Annotated in this window: 17 protein-coding genes; 8 read left to right on the top strand and 9 right to left on the bottom strand. The window is 70.7% G+C overall.

The window, feature by feature from the left end; all coding sequences use genetic code 11:
• Positions 1-117 precede the first annotated feature (117 nt).
• Together ACWDX9_RS32070 and ACWDX9_RS32065 are read right to left on the bottom strand one after the other, a co-directional pair.
• Entirely contained in the window at positions 118-537 is a 420-nt protein-coding gene (locus tag ACWDX9_RS32070; RefSeq protein ID WP_449960392.1) for a hypothetical protein, read from the bottom strand.
• A 224-nt stretch (positions 538-761) separates the two neighbouring features.
• Positions 762-884 (bottom strand): hypothetical protein, encoded by a 123-nt coding sequence (locus ACWDX9_RS32065; RefSeq protein ID WP_449960389.1) that lies wholly within the window; start codon positions 882-884, stop codon positions 762-764.
• Between the two features lie 112 nt (positions 885-996).
• Between ACWDX9_RS32065 and ACWDX9_RS32060 the strand changes: the two genes are divergently transcribed.
• The gene (locus ACWDX9_RS32060; protein ID WP_449960386.1) at positions 997-1,125 is read left to right on the top strand and encodes a hypothetical protein; all 129 of its coding nucleotides are present in this window, start codon (positions 997-999) and stop codon (positions 1,123-1,125) included.
• A gap of 463 nt (positions 1,126-1,588) precedes the next feature.
• Here ACWDX9_RS32060 and ACWDX9_RS32055 read toward each other — a convergent pair whose 3' ends face one another.
• A complete protein-coding gene (locus tag ACWDX9_RS32055) occupies positions 1,589-2,818 on the bottom strand; it encodes an MFS transporter (RefSeq protein WP_449960383.1) in 1,230 nt (409 codons plus the stop codon).
• 226 nt (positions 2,819-3,044) lie between these two features.
• Here ACWDX9_RS32055 and ACWDX9_RS32050 point away from each other — a divergent pair, with 226 nt between their 5' ends.
• Positions 3,045-5,183, top strand: a complete 2,139-nt coding sequence (locus ACWDX9_RS32050; protein WP_449960380.1) for an ATP-binding protein — start codon at positions 3,045-3,047, stop codon at positions 5,181-5,183.
• Here ACWDX9_RS32050 and ACWDX9_RS32045 read toward each other — a convergent pair.
• Positions 5,132-5,626, bottom strand: a complete 495-nt coding sequence (locus ACWDX9_RS32045) for a hypothetical protein (RefSeq protein ID WP_449960377.1) — start codon at positions 5,624-5,626, stop codon at positions 5,132-5,134. The genes ACWDX9_RS32050 and ACWDX9_RS32045 overlap by 52 nt on opposite strands.
• 428 nt (positions 5,627-6,054) lie before the next feature.
• Between ACWDX9_RS32045 and ACWDX9_RS32040 the strand changes: the two genes are divergently transcribed.
• Both ACWDX9_RS32040 and ACWDX9_RS32035 read left to right on the top strand, forming a co-directional pair.
• Complete coding sequence (locus tag ACWDX9_RS32040; RefSeq protein WP_449960375.1) at positions 6,055-6,474, top strand: hypothetical protein; 420 nt, start codon at positions 6,055-6,057, stop codon at positions 6,472-6,474.
• Positions 6,475-6,546: 72 nt separating this feature from the next.
• Positions 6,547-7,596 (top strand): aldo/keto reductase, encoded by a 1,050-nt coding sequence (locus ACWDX9_RS32035; protein WP_449960372.1) that lies wholly within the window; start codon positions 6,547-6,549, stop codon positions 7,594-7,596.
• Between the two features lie 44 nt (positions 7,597-7,640).
• Here ACWDX9_RS32035 and ACWDX9_RS32030 read toward each other — a convergent pair whose 3' ends face one another.
• From ACWDX9_RS32030 to ACWDX9_RS32010, 5 genes are all read right to left on the bottom strand, one after another.
• Positions 7,641-8,261, bottom strand: a complete 621-nt coding sequence (locus ACWDX9_RS32030) for a hypothetical protein (protein WP_449960369.1) — start codon at positions 8,259-8,261, stop codon at positions 7,641-7,643.
• Positions 8,248-9,804 (bottom strand): substrate-binding domain-containing protein, encoded by a 1,557-nt coding sequence (locus tag ACWDX9_RS32025; protein ID WP_449960366.1) that lies wholly within the window; start codon positions 9,802-9,804, stop codon positions 8,248-8,250. Before ACWDX9_RS32025 ends, ACWDX9_RS32030 begins: the two co-directional genes overlap by 14 nt.
• Positions 9,801-10,943, bottom strand: coding sequence for a toxic anion resistance protein (locus ACWDX9_RS32020; RefSeq protein ID WP_449960363.1), 1,143 nt, complete (start codon positions 10,941-10,943; stop codon positions 9,801-9,803). The genes ACWDX9_RS32025 and ACWDX9_RS32020 overlap by 4 nt, the downstream gene beginning before the upstream one ends.
• A gap of 16 nt (positions 10,944-10,959) precedes the next feature.
• On the bottom strand, positions 10,960-12,042 hold the full coding sequence (locus ACWDX9_RS32015; protein WP_449960360.1) for a hypothetical protein: 1,083 nt from the start codon (positions 12,040-12,042) through the stop codon (positions 10,960-10,962).
• A 105-nt stretch (positions 12,043-12,147) separates the two neighbouring features.
• Complete coding sequence (locus ACWDX9_RS32010; protein ID WP_449960357.1) at positions 12,148-13,089, bottom strand: DMT family transporter; 942 nt, start codon at positions 13,087-13,089, stop codon at positions 12,148-12,150.
• A gap of 105 nt (positions 13,090-13,194) precedes the next feature.
• Between ACWDX9_RS32010 and ACWDX9_RS32005 the strand changes: the two genes are divergently transcribed.
• The 4 genes from ACWDX9_RS32005 to ACWDX9_RS31990 form a co-directional block, all read left to right on the top strand.
• Positions 13,195-13,791 carry a TetR/AcrR family transcriptional regulator gene (locus ACWDX9_RS32005; protein ID WP_449960354.1) on the top strand — a complete coding sequence of 199 codons (597 nt, stop codon included), beginning with the start codon at positions 13,195-13,197 and terminating at the stop codon, positions 13,789-13,791.
• Positions 13,791-15,527: an ABC transporter ATP-binding protein gene (locus ACWDX9_RS32000; protein ID WP_449960352.1), complete on the top strand. Its 1,737-nt coding sequence runs from the start codon at positions 13,791-13,793 to the stop codon at positions 15,525-15,527. Before ACWDX9_RS32005 ends, ACWDX9_RS32000 begins: the two co-directional genes overlap by 1 nt.
• Positions 15,524-17,476 carry an ABC transporter ATP-binding protein gene (locus ACWDX9_RS31995; protein ID WP_449960349.1) on the top strand — a complete coding sequence of 651 codons (1,953 nt, stop codon included), beginning with the start codon at positions 15,524-15,526 and terminating at the stop codon, positions 17,474-17,476. Before ACWDX9_RS32000 ends, ACWDX9_RS31995 begins: the two co-directional genes overlap by 4 nt.
• Positions 17,477-17,571: 95 nt before the next feature.
• Positions 17,572-18,009 (top strand): AMP-binding protein (locus tag ACWDX9_RS31990; protein WP_449960346.1); only part of this gene is annotated, 438 nt, incomplete at its 3' end.

Genomic DNA, 18,009 nt, shown 5'->3' with positions numbered 1-18,009 from the left:
AGCGTTGGGGGAATCATGATCCCCCCAACGCCTGCGGCGGAATCCGTGCGGAATGATCATGTCACTGAACGGCCTGCCTCTACCCTGAAGCAGAGAAGAGGGCCCCTGGGCCGCCGGTCACGAATACCACTCGTAGTGGACGTTGGTCTTGGTCTCGGTGTTGAAGTCGATCTCGCCGTCGAGGTAGCGGTTCCACATGGTGGACAGTTTCGACGACCGTACGGTGCACCCGGCCCAGCGGACCCCCTTGGGACGGATGCTGCCGACGTAGTCGTAGCAGGACCCGACCTTCTTGCCGTTGACCCAGAGCCGGGCGTTCAGGCTGACGTCGTAGAGCTTCAGGCGAGTGACGCTCTTGATCCGCACCTTGATGCGGCAGGTGTCCTCGCATTTGCCGAAGTAGATCTTGTAGTTGAGCAGGTGTGGACGAGCGGCGTTCTGTCCCAGTTCGGATGCCGAGGCCGCCGTCGGCGTCACCGCGATGACCCCGGTCGCGACGGTGGCGGCTAAGAGCATGCCGACAAGACTCCTGGTCATGTTTCCCCCATGGCCATGAAGAGCCGCTTCCCCCGTTGAAAGCGGCGCACTCCCTTCCGATTAACCATCGGGAAAGTGGAAGGGTCAACATTTGTCCGCATTTGTACGGAGATTGTGATCTCCGAGGAAAGCAAGTGCTTCTTGATCGCGAGCGTGGGATATCCCGGCTGTCGCGCTGGAAGCTCCTTGCCCGGTCTGTTGGTGCTGTTGGGGGGCTCGGTGAATCAGCCGTTGGTGGAGGACGAGGGCCGTATGACATCGTCGGACGCCTCGGCGAGGGTGGCCAGGGCGTCGTCTGCCTCGGGCAGGCGGCGGACGGTGAGCCGGTCGCCGTCAAGCTCCGGCATCGCGGCCTGCCGACCGACCCCAGAGAGCGGAACAGGTTCCTGCGCGTGGCCAGGTTCTCCACCGCGCCCGTGCTCCACGCCGACCGCGCTGCGCTCGCCCGGGCGCCTTCCGGTGTCCGGGCGCCGCCGTACGACGATCCTGGCGTCGGCCGGTGTCGCGGCGGCGGCGCTGCTCGTCGCGGGCGGCCTGTTGATCGACTGGGGTGGCCGGCCGGTGGGATCGCCCCCGAGCCGGGCGTGACCTCACAGCCTCTCGTGCCCTCCGTCACTGGTCTCCGCGGGCCGCTCCGGGGGGTCTTCGGAGGTCGGGCCGGAGGTCGGGCCGGAGGTCGGGCGGGAGGTCGGGCGGGAGGTCGGGCCCACCCCTGAATCGTCGCTCACCGCGGCGCTCGCGGGTTTCTTGGTGCGGGTCGGCTTGGGGGCGGGCGGCGAGGTCTTCGGGCGGGGTGTCCGCCTGGGTGTCGGGAGGTGGCGTCGTCCGCCGTTTCGCCTTCTCGGTTTGCGCCGGCGTCGTGGGTTCGGCCGTTACCGCCGCCCCCCGCCCCGACGCAGCCGGCGCCCACGCTCCAGGATCCCTTCACCTGCATTCCCTCGATGTGCTGACCGGAGCTCACAGCCGCAGGAGCCGCCGCGCGTTCGTACGGTCGATCTTGACGAGGTCGCCGAACCAGGCGGCGGCCGGACGACAGCGTACGTGCGCGTTCTCACCCCGTGAGAGCCGTCACGGCGGGGACTCGCGCGCCGGCCCTGTGCTCCCGGACCCCCAGCAGGAGGACCAGGCCGAGCAGCGGCCCCGCGGCGAGCGTGGCGAAGGCCCAGAAGAACGAGTGGGTCGCCTGGAACACCGCGCCGAGCACCACCGGCACGATCGTGCTGCCGAGCTGCCAGAACGCGTTCGTCGCACCGGCCGCCGACCCGGCGAGCCGGACCCCGGCGAGCTCCGGGATCAGCGCGATCATCAGCGGGCTGTACACGTACGCCGCGATCCCCAGGAACGGCGCCACCCACAGGAAGCCGCTCAGGCTGTCGCGGGTGCCGAACACCAGCAGCGTCACGACGAAGGCGGCGAGCACGGCGACGGCCGGGAGCTTGCGCCGGCCGCCGAGCAGGTCGGACACCATGCCCATGCACGGCTTCGCCGCGATGGCGGTGGCGCCGAAGATCGCGACCACGGTGCCGGCCTGCACGGGAGTGAGGTGGCCGCCCTTGATCATCAGTGCGTTGGACCAGGTGATGAAGCCGTAGGTGCCCCACAGCGCGCCGAACCCGGCCAGGCCGAGCAGCCACAGGTCCCGGTCGCGGGCCAGCGGGCGCAGGTCCGGCACCGCGCGGGCGGCGGACGTGGCCCTGCCGTCGCGCAGCAGCAGCAGGCACAGCACCGCGACGACCATCGAGGCGGCGCCGAACACGTGGTACGACGTACGCCACCCGGAGGCGGCGATGAGGCTCGGGACGACCGCGTTCGCGATCACCGTGCCCAGCGAGGTGGCGGTCATGAACACGCCCATGGCGAACCCGCGGTCCTTGGACGGGAACCACTGGGAGACGAGCTTGACCCCGGCCGAGTAGTCGCACCCGGCGAACACCCCGACCCCGGCCTGGAACGCGATGCCCATCGCCACGGAGTCCGTCCCGCCGAACAGGATCATGAACCCGCCGGCGAGGAAGAGCGAGCAGCCGACGACCACCCGGGGGCCGAGCCAGTCGGTCAGCACGCCGCCCGCGGCGTTGGAGACGACGTAGCCGACGTAGTAGCCGGTGGCGAAGACCCCGAGCCCGGCCGGCGACACGCCGAGGTGCTCGCCCACCGCCACCGAGGCGGGGCCCCAGGTGGACCGGTCCACGGCGGTCATCGTGAAGGCGGCCCACGCCAGCGCCAGCACGACCCAGCGATACGGGCGGCGGACGGCGACCGGCTCCGCGGTGAGACTCATGATGAATAAGGAATCACACGGAGCCGATGCGATTCATCGAAATCAAGTGTCCGGCAAATTTGTGGGTCCGCATTGGCAAAATGGTGTCAGGACGGGCTTTTGCCGGGGAAATGAGAAAACGCGACTCCGGCGGCTCCGGACGGCTGTGCCGGGAAACGGGCCAGGAATACTCTGGGGTGTGGAGGCTTGGCGCCGTTCGGTGTCTCACGGGAGTAGCAGGGCCCTCATGGCATTTTTGTTGGATAAATCCACCTTCATTGGGCGAAGGTGGGAACTGTCGGCGGCGCGCAAGGCGCTGGCGAGGACGCGGCTGCTCACCCTGACCGGCCCCGGCGGGGTCGGCAAGACCCGGCTGGCGCTCAGGCTCGCGGACAACCTGCGGAACAAGTACCGGGACGGCGTCGAGGTGATCGAGCTCGCCACCCTGGAGACCGGCGAGCTGCTGGAGCCGGCGGTGGCCGAGGCCCTGGGCCTGCGCGGAGTCCACCCGGATCCCATGGGGCTGCTGGTGGAGCACCTGTCCAACAGGCGGATGCTGCTGGTCCTGGACAACTGCGAGCACCTGGACCTGCTCTGCGCGCACTTCGTGGAACGGCTGCTGCACGCCACACCCCGCCTGCGGGTCCTGGTGACCAGCAGGCACTCGCTGGGCGTGCACGGCGAGCAGGTGCTCCCGGTCCCGCCGCTGTCCCTGCCCGGGCCCGTCCGGGTGCTCCACGGAACCCAGGCCGGACCGGCGCTCCACGAGTCACCGGCCGGCCCGCAGACGCCCAGCCGCACCGTACGGGAGGCTGCCAGACACGACTCGGTGCGCCTGTTCGTGGAGCGCGCGGCGCACGTCGTGCCGGGCTTCTCCCTGAACGCGGGCAACCTCGCCTGCGTGGTGCGGCTGGTGCGGCGGCTGGAGGGGATCCCGCTGGCGATCGAGCTGGCCGCGGCCCGGCTGCGCACCCTGTCGCTGGAGGAGCTCGCGTACGAGCTGGACCAGCGCTTCGACGTGCTGGCCACCGGCGGCCCCATGGCGCTGCCGCGGCACCAGACGCTGCGGGCGACCATCCAGTGGAGCTTCCGGCTGTGTTCGCCCGAGGAGCGGCGGCTGTGGGCCCGGCTGTCGATGTTCGCCGGAGGGGTCGATCTGGGCACCGCGGAGACGGTGTGCGCGGGGGAGGGCATCGATCCGGCCGACGTGCTCGACCTCCTGGCCGGGCTGGTGGACAAGTCGGTCTTGTACCGGGGCGGGCTCGGCTTCCGCATGCTGGAGAGCCTGCGCGCGTACGGCTGCGAGCAGCTGACGCCCGCCGAGCGGCAATGGCTGCGCAGGCGCTTCGTCGGCCACTACCGCGAGCTGACGGAGACGTACCGGACCGACCAGTTGGTGTCCGACCAGCTGGATCGGTACCTGGCCCTGCGCCAGGAGCTGCCCAACATCCGCGTCGCGCTCCAGGCGTGCCTGAACGAGCCCGCGCTGGCGTCCCTGGGCCTGGGCACCGCGTCCGCGATGTGGTGCTTCTGGGTGCTCGCCGGCGCGCTCACGGAGGGCCGCTACTGGATCGAGCGCGGCCTGGAGCTGGTGCCGGATCCCGGCCGGGCCAGGGCGACGGCGCTCTGGGCGGACAGCATGCTCGCCCTGCGCCAGGGAGACCTCGACGCGGCGATGCCGCTGCTGGAGGACTGCCGGGCCCTCGCCGGCAGATCGGGGAACGAGGACCTCGTGCCGTACGCCGTCCGGACCGCGGGCGTGGCCGCCTGCACCGCCGGCGACACCCGGCGCGGCCTCGCGCTGCTGCGGGAGTCGCTCGCCCTCCACCGGTCCCTGAACGACATGGACGGGCTCATGTTCAACCTCTATTTCGCCGCCGCGTACGGATCGACCGAGGACCCCGGCCTGGCCGCGGAGTTCGGCGAGGAGCTGCTGGCCCTGAGCGAGTCCCACCATGCGCTGGTGTCACGCGGGTACGCCCAGTTCGCGCTCGGCGTCGCGCGGTGGAACCTGGGCGACTACGGGCAGGCCGAAGCGCTCCTGACGTCGGCCGCGCAGTTCACCGGCGAGATCGACGACCGGTGGTGCCTCACCCAGTGCCTGGAAGTGCTGGCCTGGATCGCCGGCGCCCGGGAGGAGCACGAGAGAGCCGCCGAACTCCTCGGCGCGGCGCACGCGTTGTGGCAGGCGGCGGGCGCCTCACCCGAACGGCTCTGCTATCACGCGGCCTGGCACGAACGCTGCACGCGGCAGGCCCGCCACGCCCTCGGGAAACCGGCGTTCACGTCCGCCTTCCGCCGCGGGACGAAGCTGGGCGTCGACCGCGCCGTCACCTACGCGATCCGGCCTCCCGAGGCCCAACCGGAGTTGCGGCACCTGTCCTGAGCGTTCATCGGGATCTCGAACCAGAAGGCACGGCCCGCGGCGCCCCAGCAGCAGGCCAGCCTCCGGAACACCCGCAGATCATGCGGCACCGGCGCGTCGTCCGCGGCCTCCGCCTCGACCTCGCAGCGCAGCATGCCGTCGGTGGCCCAGACGGTCAGCCGGTACGGCCCGGGCGCGTGCTCCTCGACGTCGGCGACCAGCTGTTCCACCAGCAGCTCGGCGGCCTCTGCCAGCCCGTCGAGCCCCCATGAGGCCAGCCGGGCGTGGATGAGAGGCCGCGCCCGCGTGTCCGGTGACAGCGACCAGGTGGCGACCCGCTCACCCGGAACCTCGCTCTCGTCGAAGCCCAGGGCCCTGGATTTGATCCAGTCCCAGGCCCGGCTCAGGATGCTCAGGTCGAGATGGTGTCCGGTGCCGTGGTTCATGAAGGCGTGGTCGTTCATGCGGGACTCCCACATGCGAGTCGATAGGCGGCGTATGCGGATGGGCACCGTGGCCGGTGCTTGCACATGGTTGATGTTTTCCTCGTTCCTTGATGGTGTTGTCGATGAATCCAGCGTGCGTACGGCGGCGCCGCGAGCGGCACGGGAGGGATACCCGGATGACTACCTAGCCGTCGAACGTAAGTACGTAGTCCCGGGCGTCGACGTTGTGTCAACGGCCCGCATATCGCCCATGAGTAACGTTTTCCCCCGCGAATTCAATAATCAAAGCAATGGGGGATTGCCTTGTCCGATTCCGCGCCCAGGGAATCCGGGCCGGCGCCGTTCACCGCGATTCGCGGCGACGAGCGGCACCACATTTACGCGGACCTCGCCGCCAGGGGCCCGTCCACCCGATCACGACGCCGGCCGGCACGCAGGCGTGGCTGGTGACGGGCTATGCCGAGAGCAGGGCGCTGACCTCGACGTTCACCCGCCGCAGGGTCGAGAAGCTCGTCCCGTGGATCCAGCGGCTCACCGACGACCTGCTCGCCGAGGCCGACGGCCGGGGGACCGTCGACCTCGTCTCCGCGCTGGCCTACCCGCCGATCGGGACGAAGCGCCGCGACCCGCAGGACGACCTGCTCTGCGACCTGATCGCCGCCCGCGACGACGGGCCCGTGCAGACCACCCTGTCGTACCGCACCGTGGAGCCCGTCGAGGCCCGCATCGCGTTCCGCACGCTGCCCGACCGCTTCCCCGATCTTCGCCTGGCGGTGCCCGCGGAGAGCCTGACCAGGACGCCGTCACTGCTCATGAACGGCCTGTCCGCCCTCCCCGTCCACCTGCGGCTCCCGGCGGCCGCTTGATCTAGAGTCGGCTCTAGCCCGTAGGCTCCGACGCGCGCCCAGCACCCCATCCACATCGCTAGGAGTCTGATCATGCGTTACCGCGTCCTCGGCGGCACGGGCATCGAGGTGAGCGTCCACTGTCTCGGCGCCATGATGTTCGGCGCGGTCGGCAACCCCGACCACGACGACTGCGCCCGGATCATCCACCACGCCCTCGACCAGGGCGTCAACTTCATCGACACGGCCGACATGTACTCGGCCGGCGAGTCCGAGGAGATCGTGGGCAAGGCGCTGCGGGGTCGCCGTGACGACGTCGTGCTCGCCACGAAGGTGCACTTCCCGATGGGGGAGGGGCCGAACCGGCGCGGCAACTCGCGGCGCTGGATCCTCAAGGAGGTCGAGGAGAGCCTCAAGCGGCTCCAGACCGACTGGATCGACCTCTACCAGGTGCACCGGCCCGACCACACGACCGACATCGAGGAGACGCTCGACGTGCTGGGCGACCTCGTCGGGCAGGGCAAGATCCGGGCGTTCGGCTGCTCGACGTTCCCCGCCGAGGACATCGTCGAGGCGCACCACGTGTCCGAGCGCCGCGGCCTGCGGCGCTTCAGGACCGAGCAGCCGCCGTACTCGCTGCTCGCCCGCGGGGTAGAGGCCGACGTGCTGCCCGTGTGCCGGCGGTACGGCATGGGCGTGCTGACCTGGAGCCCGCTCGCGTCCGGCTTCCTGACCGGCCGGTTCAGGAAGGGGCAGCCCATCGACCTTACCACCGGCCGCGCCTCGCTCACCCCGAACCGCTTCGACCCCTCCATCCCCGAGAACGCCGCCAAGCTGGAGGTGGTGGAGGAGCTGATCGGGCTCGCGACGGACCTCGGCTGCTCGCTGCCCGAGCTCGCGGTCGCCTTCCCCGCCGCGCACCCGGCCGTCACCTCGGTCATCATCGGCCCGCGCACCATGGAGCAGCTGGAGGCGACGATCAAGGGCGCCGCGCTCACCCTCGACGACCGGACTCTCGACCGCATCGACGAGATCATCCCGCCGGGCACCGACCTCTACCGCGCCGACGGCGCCTGGCGCCGCCCGGCGCTGACGGACACCGCCCGCCGGCGCCGCCTGCCCGCCGACCGGTCCGCGGGCTGAGCCCACGAGCCCACGAGCCCACGAGCCCAGGAGCCCAGGAGCCCTCAGCTCAGGTCCAGCTCCGAGCCGCCGAACTTGTCCCGCAGGAACCGGCCCTGATCGCGCAGCGCCTGCTCGTCCCCCCGGTGGATGGCCTCGGCCACCTTGCGCAGCTGGGCGTCGAGCAGGCCGAGCTGGGCGAGCAGCTCCTCGTGCGCGCTGCGCTCCCGCCCGCCGCGGCGGGTGAGGGCGTAACCGCGCGGCAGGTTCGCGTACGCCTCCAGGCTGGCGGGCAGGTACAGCCGGATCGTCTGCGACACCACGTGCAGCTGGTCGGGGGAGGCGGTGAGCTGCTCGGCGCGGTCCAGCACACCCCTCAGGACCTCGGCCAGCGCGTCCACGGCCGCGTGCACGTCGCCGGGGAAGCGCCTGCCGATCCGCCGCAGCAGCTCGTCCAGGTCGGCCCTGAGGGCCCGCGTCTCCACCTCCGCGTGCGAGATCGTCAGCCGGACCCGGTCCGGCGGGGCCAGCAGCGCGCCCACCCCGTACAGCGCCACCACGACCACCGGCCAGAACGCGCCGGCCAGGCCCAGGAAGTGGGCCACCAGGCCGAGCAGCGCCAGACAGGAGCCGGCGATGTTCCGGTTCGAGCCCAGGTAGCGCAGGACGCGCTCACTGATAGCCACGGATCTCCTTGAACGCGCTGCTCAGCGACGTCTTGCGGGCGTCGAACACGGCGCCGCCGGTCAGCTCGGCGACCTTGCGCATCTCCTCGACGTCGCTCTCGCCGAACAGCACCACGAACGCCGGCGCCCGCCGGTCCTCCGGCAGCGCCCGGTAACGGGTCTCGAAGGCGGCGTAGTCGGAGCCGTCGGTGTTGTCGCCGTCGGTCATGAGCACGACCGAGGTGTAGTGCCCGGGCGTCACCGGACGCTCGTAGGCGGCGGTCAGGCTGTCGTAGATCGCGGTGCCGCCGCCCGCGGACAGCCCTTCCGCGAACGCCTTGATCTGGGCCAGCACCGGCTGCGGGTCGCGTTCGGGCACGGTGAACGGGACCGGCCGCATCGGCGAGTTGCTGAACGGGATCATCGTGACGGCCTCGCGGTTGCTGAAGCGCGAGAACGCGCCGGAGGCGGAGGTGTCGGCGCCGGTCAGGGCGACCAGCGCCTGCCGCAGCGCGTCGATCCGCTCGCCCGCCATCGAGCCCGAGATGTCCAGCACGAACCGCGTCTCCGCCGGGACCCGCACCTGGTTGAGGTAGGTGGCGATCAGCTCGTCGGCGGTGCTGCGCCGGTTGGGGAACGGCAGCTCGATCAGCTGCCTGCCGCCGAAGCGCGGGTCCGGGGTCACGCCAGGCGTGATCGGCCGGCGGTGGGTGCCGGTCATGATGTCCTTCTGCACGGCGGGGCTGCGCAGCCAGGCGGTGAGCTTGCCGTACAGGGCCTTCTTGGGCTCGGGGGCCGAGGCGAGCAGCGTGAGCGGGTAGTCGGCGGTCACCACGCCGTCGGACGGGTAGACGAGCGTCAGCGGCTCGCGCATCCCCAGCAGGACCGACTCGTAGTTGACCATGCCGTCCACGCGCCGGTCGCGGGCGTAGGCGTCGGCCAGCCACCCCGACGAGCCGGCCGTCAGGCGCTGCGCCGAGAAGAACTCCTTCAGCCGCGGCGTCACCGACGCGACCTGCTCGGCGCTGAGCGCGCCGTCCGCGTCCGACAGCGCCGCGGCCACCCCGACCAGGGCGGAGAAGCCGGAGTTGGAGGAGGCGGGGTTCGTCATGGCGAAGCCGAACCTGCCCTCCTTGGCCGCCCGCGCGATGTCGGCCCAGGTGACCTGCTTGCCGTCCCAGCCGAGCTCGCGGGCCTTGGCGGGCTTCAGCCCCAGCACGACGGGGGAGATCATGATCTTGGACTGGGTGGACAGCCTGGCCTGCGCGCCGTCGATCAGGGACAGGTAGCGGTTGGAGGAGAACCAGACCGCGTCCAGCCGGCCGTCGGCGCGGCCGCTCGCGACCTGCTCGGCGCCGTCGAGCGTGCCGGTGTAGGTGAGCCGCACCTTGACGCCGGCCTCCGCCTCGGCCCGCCGCAGCAGCGGCTCGAGGTCCTTGATCTCGCTGCCGGCCAGCACGCGGAGCACGTCGGGCGCGTCGGCGGGCTCCTCACCCCCGCCGCAGCCCGCCAGCAGGCCGGCGAGCAGGACGAGAGACAGCGCTCGTCCCAGCCCTCGTCTCATCGCTCGCCCTCCCGGGCCCGCTCCAGGTACGCCTTGGCGTGCCCCAGCTCGGCGGACAGGCTGTCGACGGTGGCCGCCATGTTGTCCACGGCCTTCGACCGGAACGCGTCGATCATGTCCATCGTGGCGTAGACGTTGTCGAACGCCTGCCGCAGCGTGTCCAGGTCCACGGTCGTCGAGGCCGCCTGGTTCTGGATCGCGCCCGCCTGGGTGCGCAGCATCTCGCTGGTGGCCAGGATCAGGTCACCGGTCGTGGCGTTCAGCGCGGTGATCTGGTCGAGCACCAGCTTCTGGTTCGCCAGCGCCTGCGCGACCGTGACCGCCGTGCGCAGCGCCGCGACCGTGGTCGTGGTGGCGCGGTCCACGCCCTTGCTCAGCTCCAGGTTGTTCTTGCGTACGAGGTCGAGCGCCAGGTAGCCCTGGGCCGACACGGCGAGCTGGGTGAGCAGGTCCTGGTGGCGCTGGCGCACGGTGAACAGGGCGTCGGACCGCAGCGCCGTGGCCCGCTCCTTGTCGGCCAGCACGATGCGCTCCTCAAGAGCGGCGTCCATGGCCTGGGCCAGGACCGCGTACTCCTGCAGCCGGGTCATCGTCTCCCACAGGTTCGCCTTCTCGCCCTCGATGGCGGCGTTGTCGCGCAGCAGCTCGTCCTGGCCGGACTTCAGCGCGCGGATGATGTCGTCGATGTGCTTCTGCGCGGACTGGTACTTGGCGAAGTAGTCGCGCAGCCGGTCGCCGAACGGGATGAGGCCCAGGAGCTTGCGCGTCCCGCTGGCCGCCTGCTTCGGGTCCAGGTCCACGACGGTACGGCGCAGCGCCACCAGCTCCTTGGCGACCCTGCCCTGGGCGTCGGCGCCCTCGCCCCGGGCCGCGTCCAGGGCGGCGACCGGCCGCTTGAGCATGCGGTTGGCCACCTGGGAGGCCGACTTGATCTCGGTGTCGCCCATCGAGGAGATGTCGTGCACCTTGCGGGAGAACTCGGGGGAGCGGTGGTCGAGCCCGCTCAGCTCGCCTGCGAAGTCGCGGGCCTTGGCGGCCAGCTCGGCGGCGCGATCGGCGGCGATCGGCAGCATGGTGGCCGCCGTCTCGGCCGGGACCGGGGCGACCGGCTCGGGCGGCGTGAGCACCAGATCGGACACGTGCGGGATCTCCTTGCTAGGGCCGGGCTGAGTCGATGGTGGTGATGAGCTGGTCCAGCCGCTCGTACGTGGGCGGTTCGACGACGTCCACCAGCTCGGCCGCCGCGGGCGCCCCGGTCTTGGCGACCAGGCCGGCGAACGCCTGAGGGTCGGTGGTGCGGAAGCCGTACGCGGCCGCCAGGCCCTGCAGCTCGGCGTCCTTCGTGAGCAACTGCCCCACCCGGTCGCCCGGCTGGGTCAGCGGGACCAGCGTGTGCTTGCTGAGCACGGTCGGCGACGGATAGATCAGCCGCATCTCGGGCTTGATCGCGCCGTCTCCGGCGAAGACGTGCGCCAGGTACTGCGCCTCGTAGACGACCAGCAGCGGCGTCTTGCCCGCGCCCAGCGCCAGGTAGTCGTCGAACGACGCCTCGCTGGTGGACTCGGAGAAGCCCTGGTCGAGCACGGCGGGGGCGATCATCGGGGCGATCTTGGCGATCTGCGCGTCGGAGGTGGGCACGTCCTCGCCGTTGGCGACATAGCCGATGGCCGACAGGTACATGGCGGCCGAGTTGGAGGTACGGATGTCGGTGGTGGTGAGGAGGACCCGCTTACGAGCCGGATAAGCAGAATTGCCGGGAAGCTGATCCCAGCGAGTGCCTTTGCCTATTAAATCCAGATATTTCCTAATATCGAGGATTTGGTAACCTTTGCCGGAATCGCGGACCACGCCCGCCCCCGCCAGCAGCTTCGCGATCGGCTCGAACGTGGCCACCGCCATCGGCGAGTAGAACGGCGAATAGGTGGTGACCGCCTTGCGGTCGCGCTTGATCCGCTCGGCGGCGGGAACGCTGGAGGGGAAGGCGAAGGCGTAGCGGCTCAGGTCCACGTCGGTGACGATCTGCCGCGATCCCGCGGTGTCCACCTCGACCCGCAGCCCGTGCTTGGCGAAGGCCGCCTTGACCCGGGGGTCGTCGAAGAACGGCTTCTTCTCCGACCCGATGACCCCCCGCACCACCAGCGTCTCCGGGGCCTCGTCCGCCCGATTCCCCAAGAGGATCGCCACGACCGCCACCCCGGCCAGAACCGCCGCCAGAATGACACCGATCCAGCGCTTCATCGCATCCTGTTTCTAGAAATAACCCCCATGGCTGGAATTATGGGATGGCGATTGCCGGGTCCGCGCGGTCGGAAAGGCGACCGTACGGCAGAATTCATCCCCCGTTCACGGTTGGGGAGCCGGCTGATCCACCGCGCCGGGCGCCTGCTCGGGCGGAGCGGGAACGGGCCGGGGCGCGGCCCGCTGGGTGAGGGCGATGGCGGCGAGGATGACGACGGCGCCGACCGGCTGGTTCCAGCTGAGGCCCTCGCCCAGGATGGCCACCCCGGAGATCGCGGCGAAGACCGGCAGCAGGTAGGTGACCGTGGAGGTCGTGGTGACCCCGGCGCGGACCTGCACCCAGTAGAGCAGCAGGTACGCCAGCCCGGTGCCCAGCCCGCCGAGCCCGGCCAGGCTCCACCAGACCGCGGCGGGCGCGTGCGGGTCCACCAGCGGCACCCCGGCCAGCAGCGTGATCACGGCCAGCTGCACCGCGCCGCTGAGCAGCTGCCCGGCGGCCAGCACGACCGGCGGCTCGGGGCGCCGGCCGGTGATGAAGCGGCCCATGTAGGCGCCGCCGATCCCGTAGCAGGCCGCGGCGGCGAAGCAGGCCAGGCTGCCGCCGAGCTGCCCGCCGCCCATCGGCTGCCAGATCCCGAGCACGACCATGACGCCCGCGAAGCCGAGGCCGAGGCCCGCCACCCGGCCGGCGGTCGCCTTCTCGGTGCGCAGCAGCAGGGTGAAGGCGAGCGTGCAGAGCGGGGTGGTGGCGTTCCAGATGGCGGCGACCACGGAGGAGACGTACTGCTCGCCGTACGCGAAGAGGGTGAACGGCAGCGTGGTGAGCACGATCGAGGCGACCTGGAAGTGACCCCACAGGCGCGGGTCGCGCGGCAGCCGCTTCCCGCCGAGCAGCACGGCCAGCAGGAGTACCAGCGCCCCGATGACCATCCGGCCGAAGGAGACCTGGAGCGGGTGGAGGGCCTCCACCGCGACCTTGATGAAGAAGAAGCTGTTGCCCCAGATGGCGGCGAGCAGCAGGAAACCGGGCAACCAAGGTTTGAGCACGGATGGAGCGTAGCGGTTGATCCTGACGTATAACCATTTGAACGAGTGAGTACTCGCTCATTAGGATTGCCCGCTATGAACAGGAGGAGACGAAGGGTGCCGGCCATGGCGCCGGAAGACCGCCGTGCCGCGCTCATCGCCGCCACGCTCCCGCTGCTGCGCGAGTACGGCGCAGCGGTGAGCACTCGCCAGATCGCCGAGGCCGCGGGCGTGGCCGAGGGCACGATCTTCGGCGTCTTCCCCGACAAGGCCTCGCTGCTGCGGGCGACGCTCATGGTCGCGTTCGACTCGCGGCCGGCGGCACAGGCATTGGCGGGCATCGGCACGCGGGCCGAGTTGCGCGTGCGGCTGAGCGAGGCGGTCGCGATGCTGCGGACGGGGATGAGGGCCAACATCAACCTCATGGCCGTGCCCAAGGAGCTGATGGCCGACGACGCCGAGTTCTTCAAGCAGATCATGGAGGGCCGGCGCCTGATCGTGGACGGGCTCGCCGCCCTGATCGAGCCCGACCGCGACCGGCTGCGCCGCTCGCCCGAGGCCACGGCGCAACTGCTGCTCGTGCTGATCGCGTCGAGCGAGCACCGCGGCTTCGGCCGGATCGGCGAGTTCGGCGACCTGGACGACGAGGAGATCGTCTCCGTACTGCTCGACGGGCTGCTCGTGCGGCCCTCCACCACCCCATCGACAGAAAGCACCTCTTGATGCTGCTCCGTCTCCTGCGGGTCCAGCTCAGGCCGTACGGGAAAGAGATCACACTCGTGGTCCTCTTCCAGTTCGTGCAGACCCTGGCCACGCTTTATCTCCCCACCCTCAACGCCGACATCATCGACGACGGTGTCGTCAAGGGCGACACCGCAACCATCATGCGCATCGGGCTGGTGATGCTCGGTGTGACCCTCATCCAGATCGTCTGCTCGATCGTGGCCGTCTACTACGGCGCCCGGACCTCGATGGCCCTGGGCCGGGACCTGCGGGCCGCGATCTTCCGCCGGGTGCAGGACTTCTCCGCCCAGGAGGTCAACAGGTTCGGCGCCCCGTCCCTGATCACCCGGACCACCAACGACGTGCAGCAGATCCAGCTGCTCGTGCTGATGACGTTCACGATGATGGTGGCGGCGCCGATCATGTGCGTCGGCGGCATCGTGCTGGCGCTGCGCCAGGACACGGCGCTGTCGTCGCTGCTGCTCGTCGTGCTGCCCGTGATGATCGTCATCGTGGGCGTGATCGTGGTGCTGATGCGCCCGCTCTTCCGCACGATGCAGGAGCGCATCGACCGGATCAACCAGGTGCTGCGCGAGCAGATCACCGGCATCCGGGTCATCAGGGCCTTCGTCCGCGACAAGCACGAGCGCGAGCGCTTCGGCGTGGCCAACGACCAGCTGACCGACGTGTCGCTGCGGGTCGGGCGGCTGATGGCGCTGATGTTCCCCTCCGTGATGCTGGTGGTGAACGTCTCCAGCGTCGCCGTGGTCTGGTTCGGCGGGCACCGCATCGCCGACGGGAGCATGCAGGTGGGCGCGCTGACCGCGGTCATCTCCTACCTGATGCAGATCCTCATGTCGGTGATGATGGCGATGTTCATGTTCATGATGATCCCGCGGGCCGAGGTCTGCGCCGAGCGCATCGAGGAGGTGCTCGACACCGAGCCGACCGTGCACCCGCCGAAGGCCCCCGTCACCCCGGACAGACATCTCGGCGAGCTGGAGCTGCGGTCGGTGGACTTCCGCTATCCGGGCGCCGAGGAGCCGGTGCTGTGCGGCGTGAGCTTCGAGGCGCGGCCCGGCCGTACCACCGCGATCATCGGCAGCACGGGCAGCGGCAAGACGACGCTGCTCAACCTCATCCCGCGCCTGTTCGACGCGAGCGCCGGCGAGGTGCTGGTCGACGGCGTCGACGTGCGCGACCTCGACGCGGCCGCGCTCTCCCGGGCGGTCGGCCTGGTGCCGCAGTCGCCGTACCTCTTCTCCGGCACCGTCGCCTCCAACCTGAGGTACGGCAAGCCGGACGCGACCGACGAGGAGCTGTGGAAGGCCCTGGAGGTGGCCCAGGCCCGCGAGTTCGTCGAGGCGATGCCCGGCGGCCTCGAGGAGCCGATCGCCCAGGGCGGCACGAACGTCTCCGGCGGCCAGCGCCAGCGCCTGGCCATCGCCAGGACCCTGGTGCACCGGCCCGAGATCTTCCTGTTCGACGACTCCTTCTCCGCCCTCGACTACGCCACTGACGCCCGGCTGCGCGCGGCGCTGGCCGAGGAGATCGCCGACGCCACGATCGTCATCGTGGCCCAGCGGGTGAACACCATCCGCGACGCCGACCGCATCCTCGTCCTCGACGACGGCCGCGTGGTCGGCAGCGGCACCCACACCGAACTCATGACGACCTGCCCGACCTATCGGGAGATCGTGCTGTCCCAGCTCACCGAACAGGAGGCCGCGGCATGACCACGCAAGCGCCCGCGCGCCGGCCCCAGCCCGCTTTCGGGCCGGGCAGGATGATGTCCGGGCCCGCCGAGAAGGCCCTCGACTTCGGCGGCACGCTCCGCAGCCTGCTGCGGCTGCTGCGCCCCGAGCGCACGCTGCTGGCCGTCGTCCTGGCCCTCGGCACGGCCAGCGTCGCGCTGACCGTGACGGGCCCCAAGATCCTCGGCTACGCCACGGACCTGATCTTCGCCGGCATCATCGGGGCCCAGCTGCCCGCCGGGGCCACCAAGGAACAGGCCGTGGCGGGGCTGCGTGCCAGGGGCCAGGGCACGTTCGCCGACCTGGTGTCGTCGATGAACGTGGTGCCCGGCCAGGGCATCGACTTCACCGCGCTGGCCCAGGTGCTGGCCTGGGTGCTGGCGATCTACGTGCTGGCGGCGCTGCTCGGCATCGTGCAGTTCCGGCTGACCACGACCGTCGTGCAGCGGGCGGCGTTCCGGCTGCGCGAGCGGATCGAGGCCAAGCTGGGGCGGCTGCCGCTGAGCTACTTCGACGGTCAGCCGCGCGGCGAGATCCTCAGCCGCGCCACCAACGACACCGACAACATCGCCCAGACGCTGCAGCAGACGATGAGCCAGCTCATCTCCTCGGTGCTGACGGTCGTGGCGGTGCTCGTGGTGATGTTCTGGATCTCGCCCGTCCTGGCCCTCATCGCGCTGGTCAGCGTGCCGGTGTCGGTCTACGTCACCACCGTCATCGGCAAGCGCTCCCAGCCGCAGTTCATCAAGCAGTGGTCCTCGACGGGCAAGCTCAACGGCCACATCGAGGAGATGTACGGCGGCCACACGCTGGTCAAGGTGTTCGGCAGGCAGAAGGAGGCCGCCGAGATCTTCGAGCAGCACAACGACGCCCTGTTCGCCTCCAGCTTCCGCGCCCAGTTCATCTCCGGGATCATCCAGCCGGCGATGATGTTCATCGGCAACCTCAACTACGTGCTGGTCGCCGTGGTGGGCGGGTTCAAGGTGGCCTCGGGCTCGATCTCGCTCGGCGACGTGCAGGCCTTCATCCAGTACTCGCGGCAGTTCAGCCAGCCGCTCACCCAGGTGGCCGGCATGGCGAACCTGGTGCAGTCGGGCGTCGCCTCGGCCGAGCGGGTCTTCGAGCTGCTGGAGGCTCCCGAGCAGTCGCCTGAGCCGGCCAAGCCGGAGCGGCCGGCGCAGGTCAGGGGCCGGGTGGCGTTCGAGAACGTGTCCTTCCGGTACGCGCCGGACCGGCCGCTGATCGAGAACCTGTCGCTGACCGTGGAGCCCGGCCAGACCGTCGCCATCGTCGGCCCCACGGGAGCGGGCAAGACGACGCTGGTCAACCTCATCATGCGCTTCTACGAGGTGACCGGCGGCCGCATCACGCTCGACGGCGTCGACGTCGCCGAGATTTCCAGGGAGGAGCTGCGCGCCAACATCGGCATGGTGCTGCAGGACACCTGGCTGTTCGGCGGCACGATCGCGGAGAACATCGGCTACGGGGCGGAGGGCGCCACCCGCGAGCGGATCGAGGCCGCCGCGGAGGCCGCCCACGTGGACCGCATCGCGCACACGCTGCCCGACGGCTACGACACGGTGATCGACGAGGAGGGCGGGACGGTCAGCGCGGGCGAGAAGCAGCTGATCACGATCGCCCGGGCGTTCCTGTCCGAGCCGGCGATCCTGATCCTGGACGAGGCCACCAGCTCGGTCGACACCCGCACCGAGGTGCTCATCCAGCGGGCTATGAGCTCGCTGCGCGAGGGGCGCACCAGCTTCGTGATCGCCCACCGGCTGTCCACGATCCGCGACGCCAGCCTGATCCTCGTCATGGAGGACGGCCGGATCGTGGAGCAGGGCACGCACGAGTCGCTGCTGGCCGAGGGCGGGGCCTACGCCCGCCTGTACTCGGCCCAGTTCGCCGAGGCCGTCGTGGAGGTGGAGTAGACGCCTTCCCCGGCGGCTCGCGGTCCGTACATCGATCCACCCGCCGTGGTCCCCGTGACGGCGGTGGGACATCCTGTCATCTCGTGAGGGAGAACATGGACGGTGTCACGGCCGCGCCTGAGACGATGCTCGACGTGCTGGAGCGCCGGGCGGCCGGCGCTCCGGAGGCGGAGCTCGTGCGGTTCGAGGACGGCGCGTCGCTGCGGGTCGGCGAGTGCCTGGAGCGGGCGACCGCCGTCGCGGGCGGGCTCGCCGGCCTGGTGACGGGCGGCGACCGGGTCCTCACGTGCCTGCCTCCGGGGCCGCGGCTGGTCGAGGTGATGTTCGCCCTGGCCAGGCTCGGCGCCGTGGAGGTGCCGCTGGCCCTGGACGTACGGCTCGACGCGGCGCGGCGGCTGGCCGGGGCCACCGGCGCGCGCGTGCTCATCGCCGGCACGGACGCCGTGCGCGCCAACCCCGGCCTGGTCGAGCTGGCCGGGGAGATGGACCGCGTGGTGCTCGTGACCGGGCGGGAGGCGGCCGAGCTGCCGGGC

Source organism: Nonomuraea sp. NPDC003201 (assembly GCF_053590415.1).
Note: the sequence above shows the minus strand (reverse complement) of the source record. Positions and strands in the feature narration are given on the sequence as shown.

Bases quoted from the DNA above. Each gene is read 5' to 3' on its own strand.
- ACWDX9_RS32015 (WP_449960360.1), bottom strand. From the start codon at position 12,042: ATGAAGCGCTGGATCGGTGTCATTCTGGCGGCGGTTCTGGCCGGGGTG.
- ACWDX9_RS32045 (WP_449960377.1), bottom strand. From the start codon at position 5,626: ATGAACGACCACGCCTTCATGAACCACGGCACCGGACACCATCTCGAC.
- ACWDX9_RS32050 (WP_449960380.1), top strand. From the start codon at position 3,045: ATGGCATTTTTGTTGGATAAATCCACCTTCATTGGGCGAAGGTGGGAA.
- ACWDX9_RS32070 (WP_449960392.1), bottom strand. From the start codon at position 537: ATGACCAGGAGTCTTGTCGGCATGCTCTTAGCCGCCACCGTCGCGACC.
- ACWDX9_RS32000 (WP_449960352.1), top strand. From the start codon at position 13,791: ATGCTGCTCCGTCTCCTGCGGGTCCAGCTCAGGCCGTACGGGAAAGAG.
- ACWDX9_RS32025 (WP_449960366.1), bottom strand. From the start codon at position 9,804: ATGAGACGAGGGCTGGGACGAGCGCTGTCTCTCGTCCTGCTCGCCGGC.
- ACWDX9_RS32005 (WP_449960354.1), top strand. From the start codon at position 13,195: ATGGCGCCGGAAGACCGCCGTGCCGCGCTCATCGCCGCCACGCTCCCG.
- ACWDX9_RS32065 (WP_449960389.1), bottom strand. From the start codon at position 884: ATGCCGGAGCTTGACGGCGACCGGCTCACCGTCCGCCGCCTGCCCGAG.
- ACWDX9_RS32035 (WP_449960372.1), top strand. From the start codon at position 6,547: ATGCGTTACCGCGTCCTCGGCGGCACGGGCATCGAGGTGAGCGTCCAC.
- ACWDX9_RS31995 (WP_449960349.1), top strand. From the start codon at position 15,524: ATGACCACGCAAGCGCCCGCGCGCCGGCCCCAGCCCGCTTTCGGGCCG.
- ACWDX9_RS32055 (WP_449960383.1), bottom strand. From the start codon at position 2,818: ATGAGTCTCACCGCGGAGCCGGTCGCCGTCCGCCGCCCGTATCGCTGG.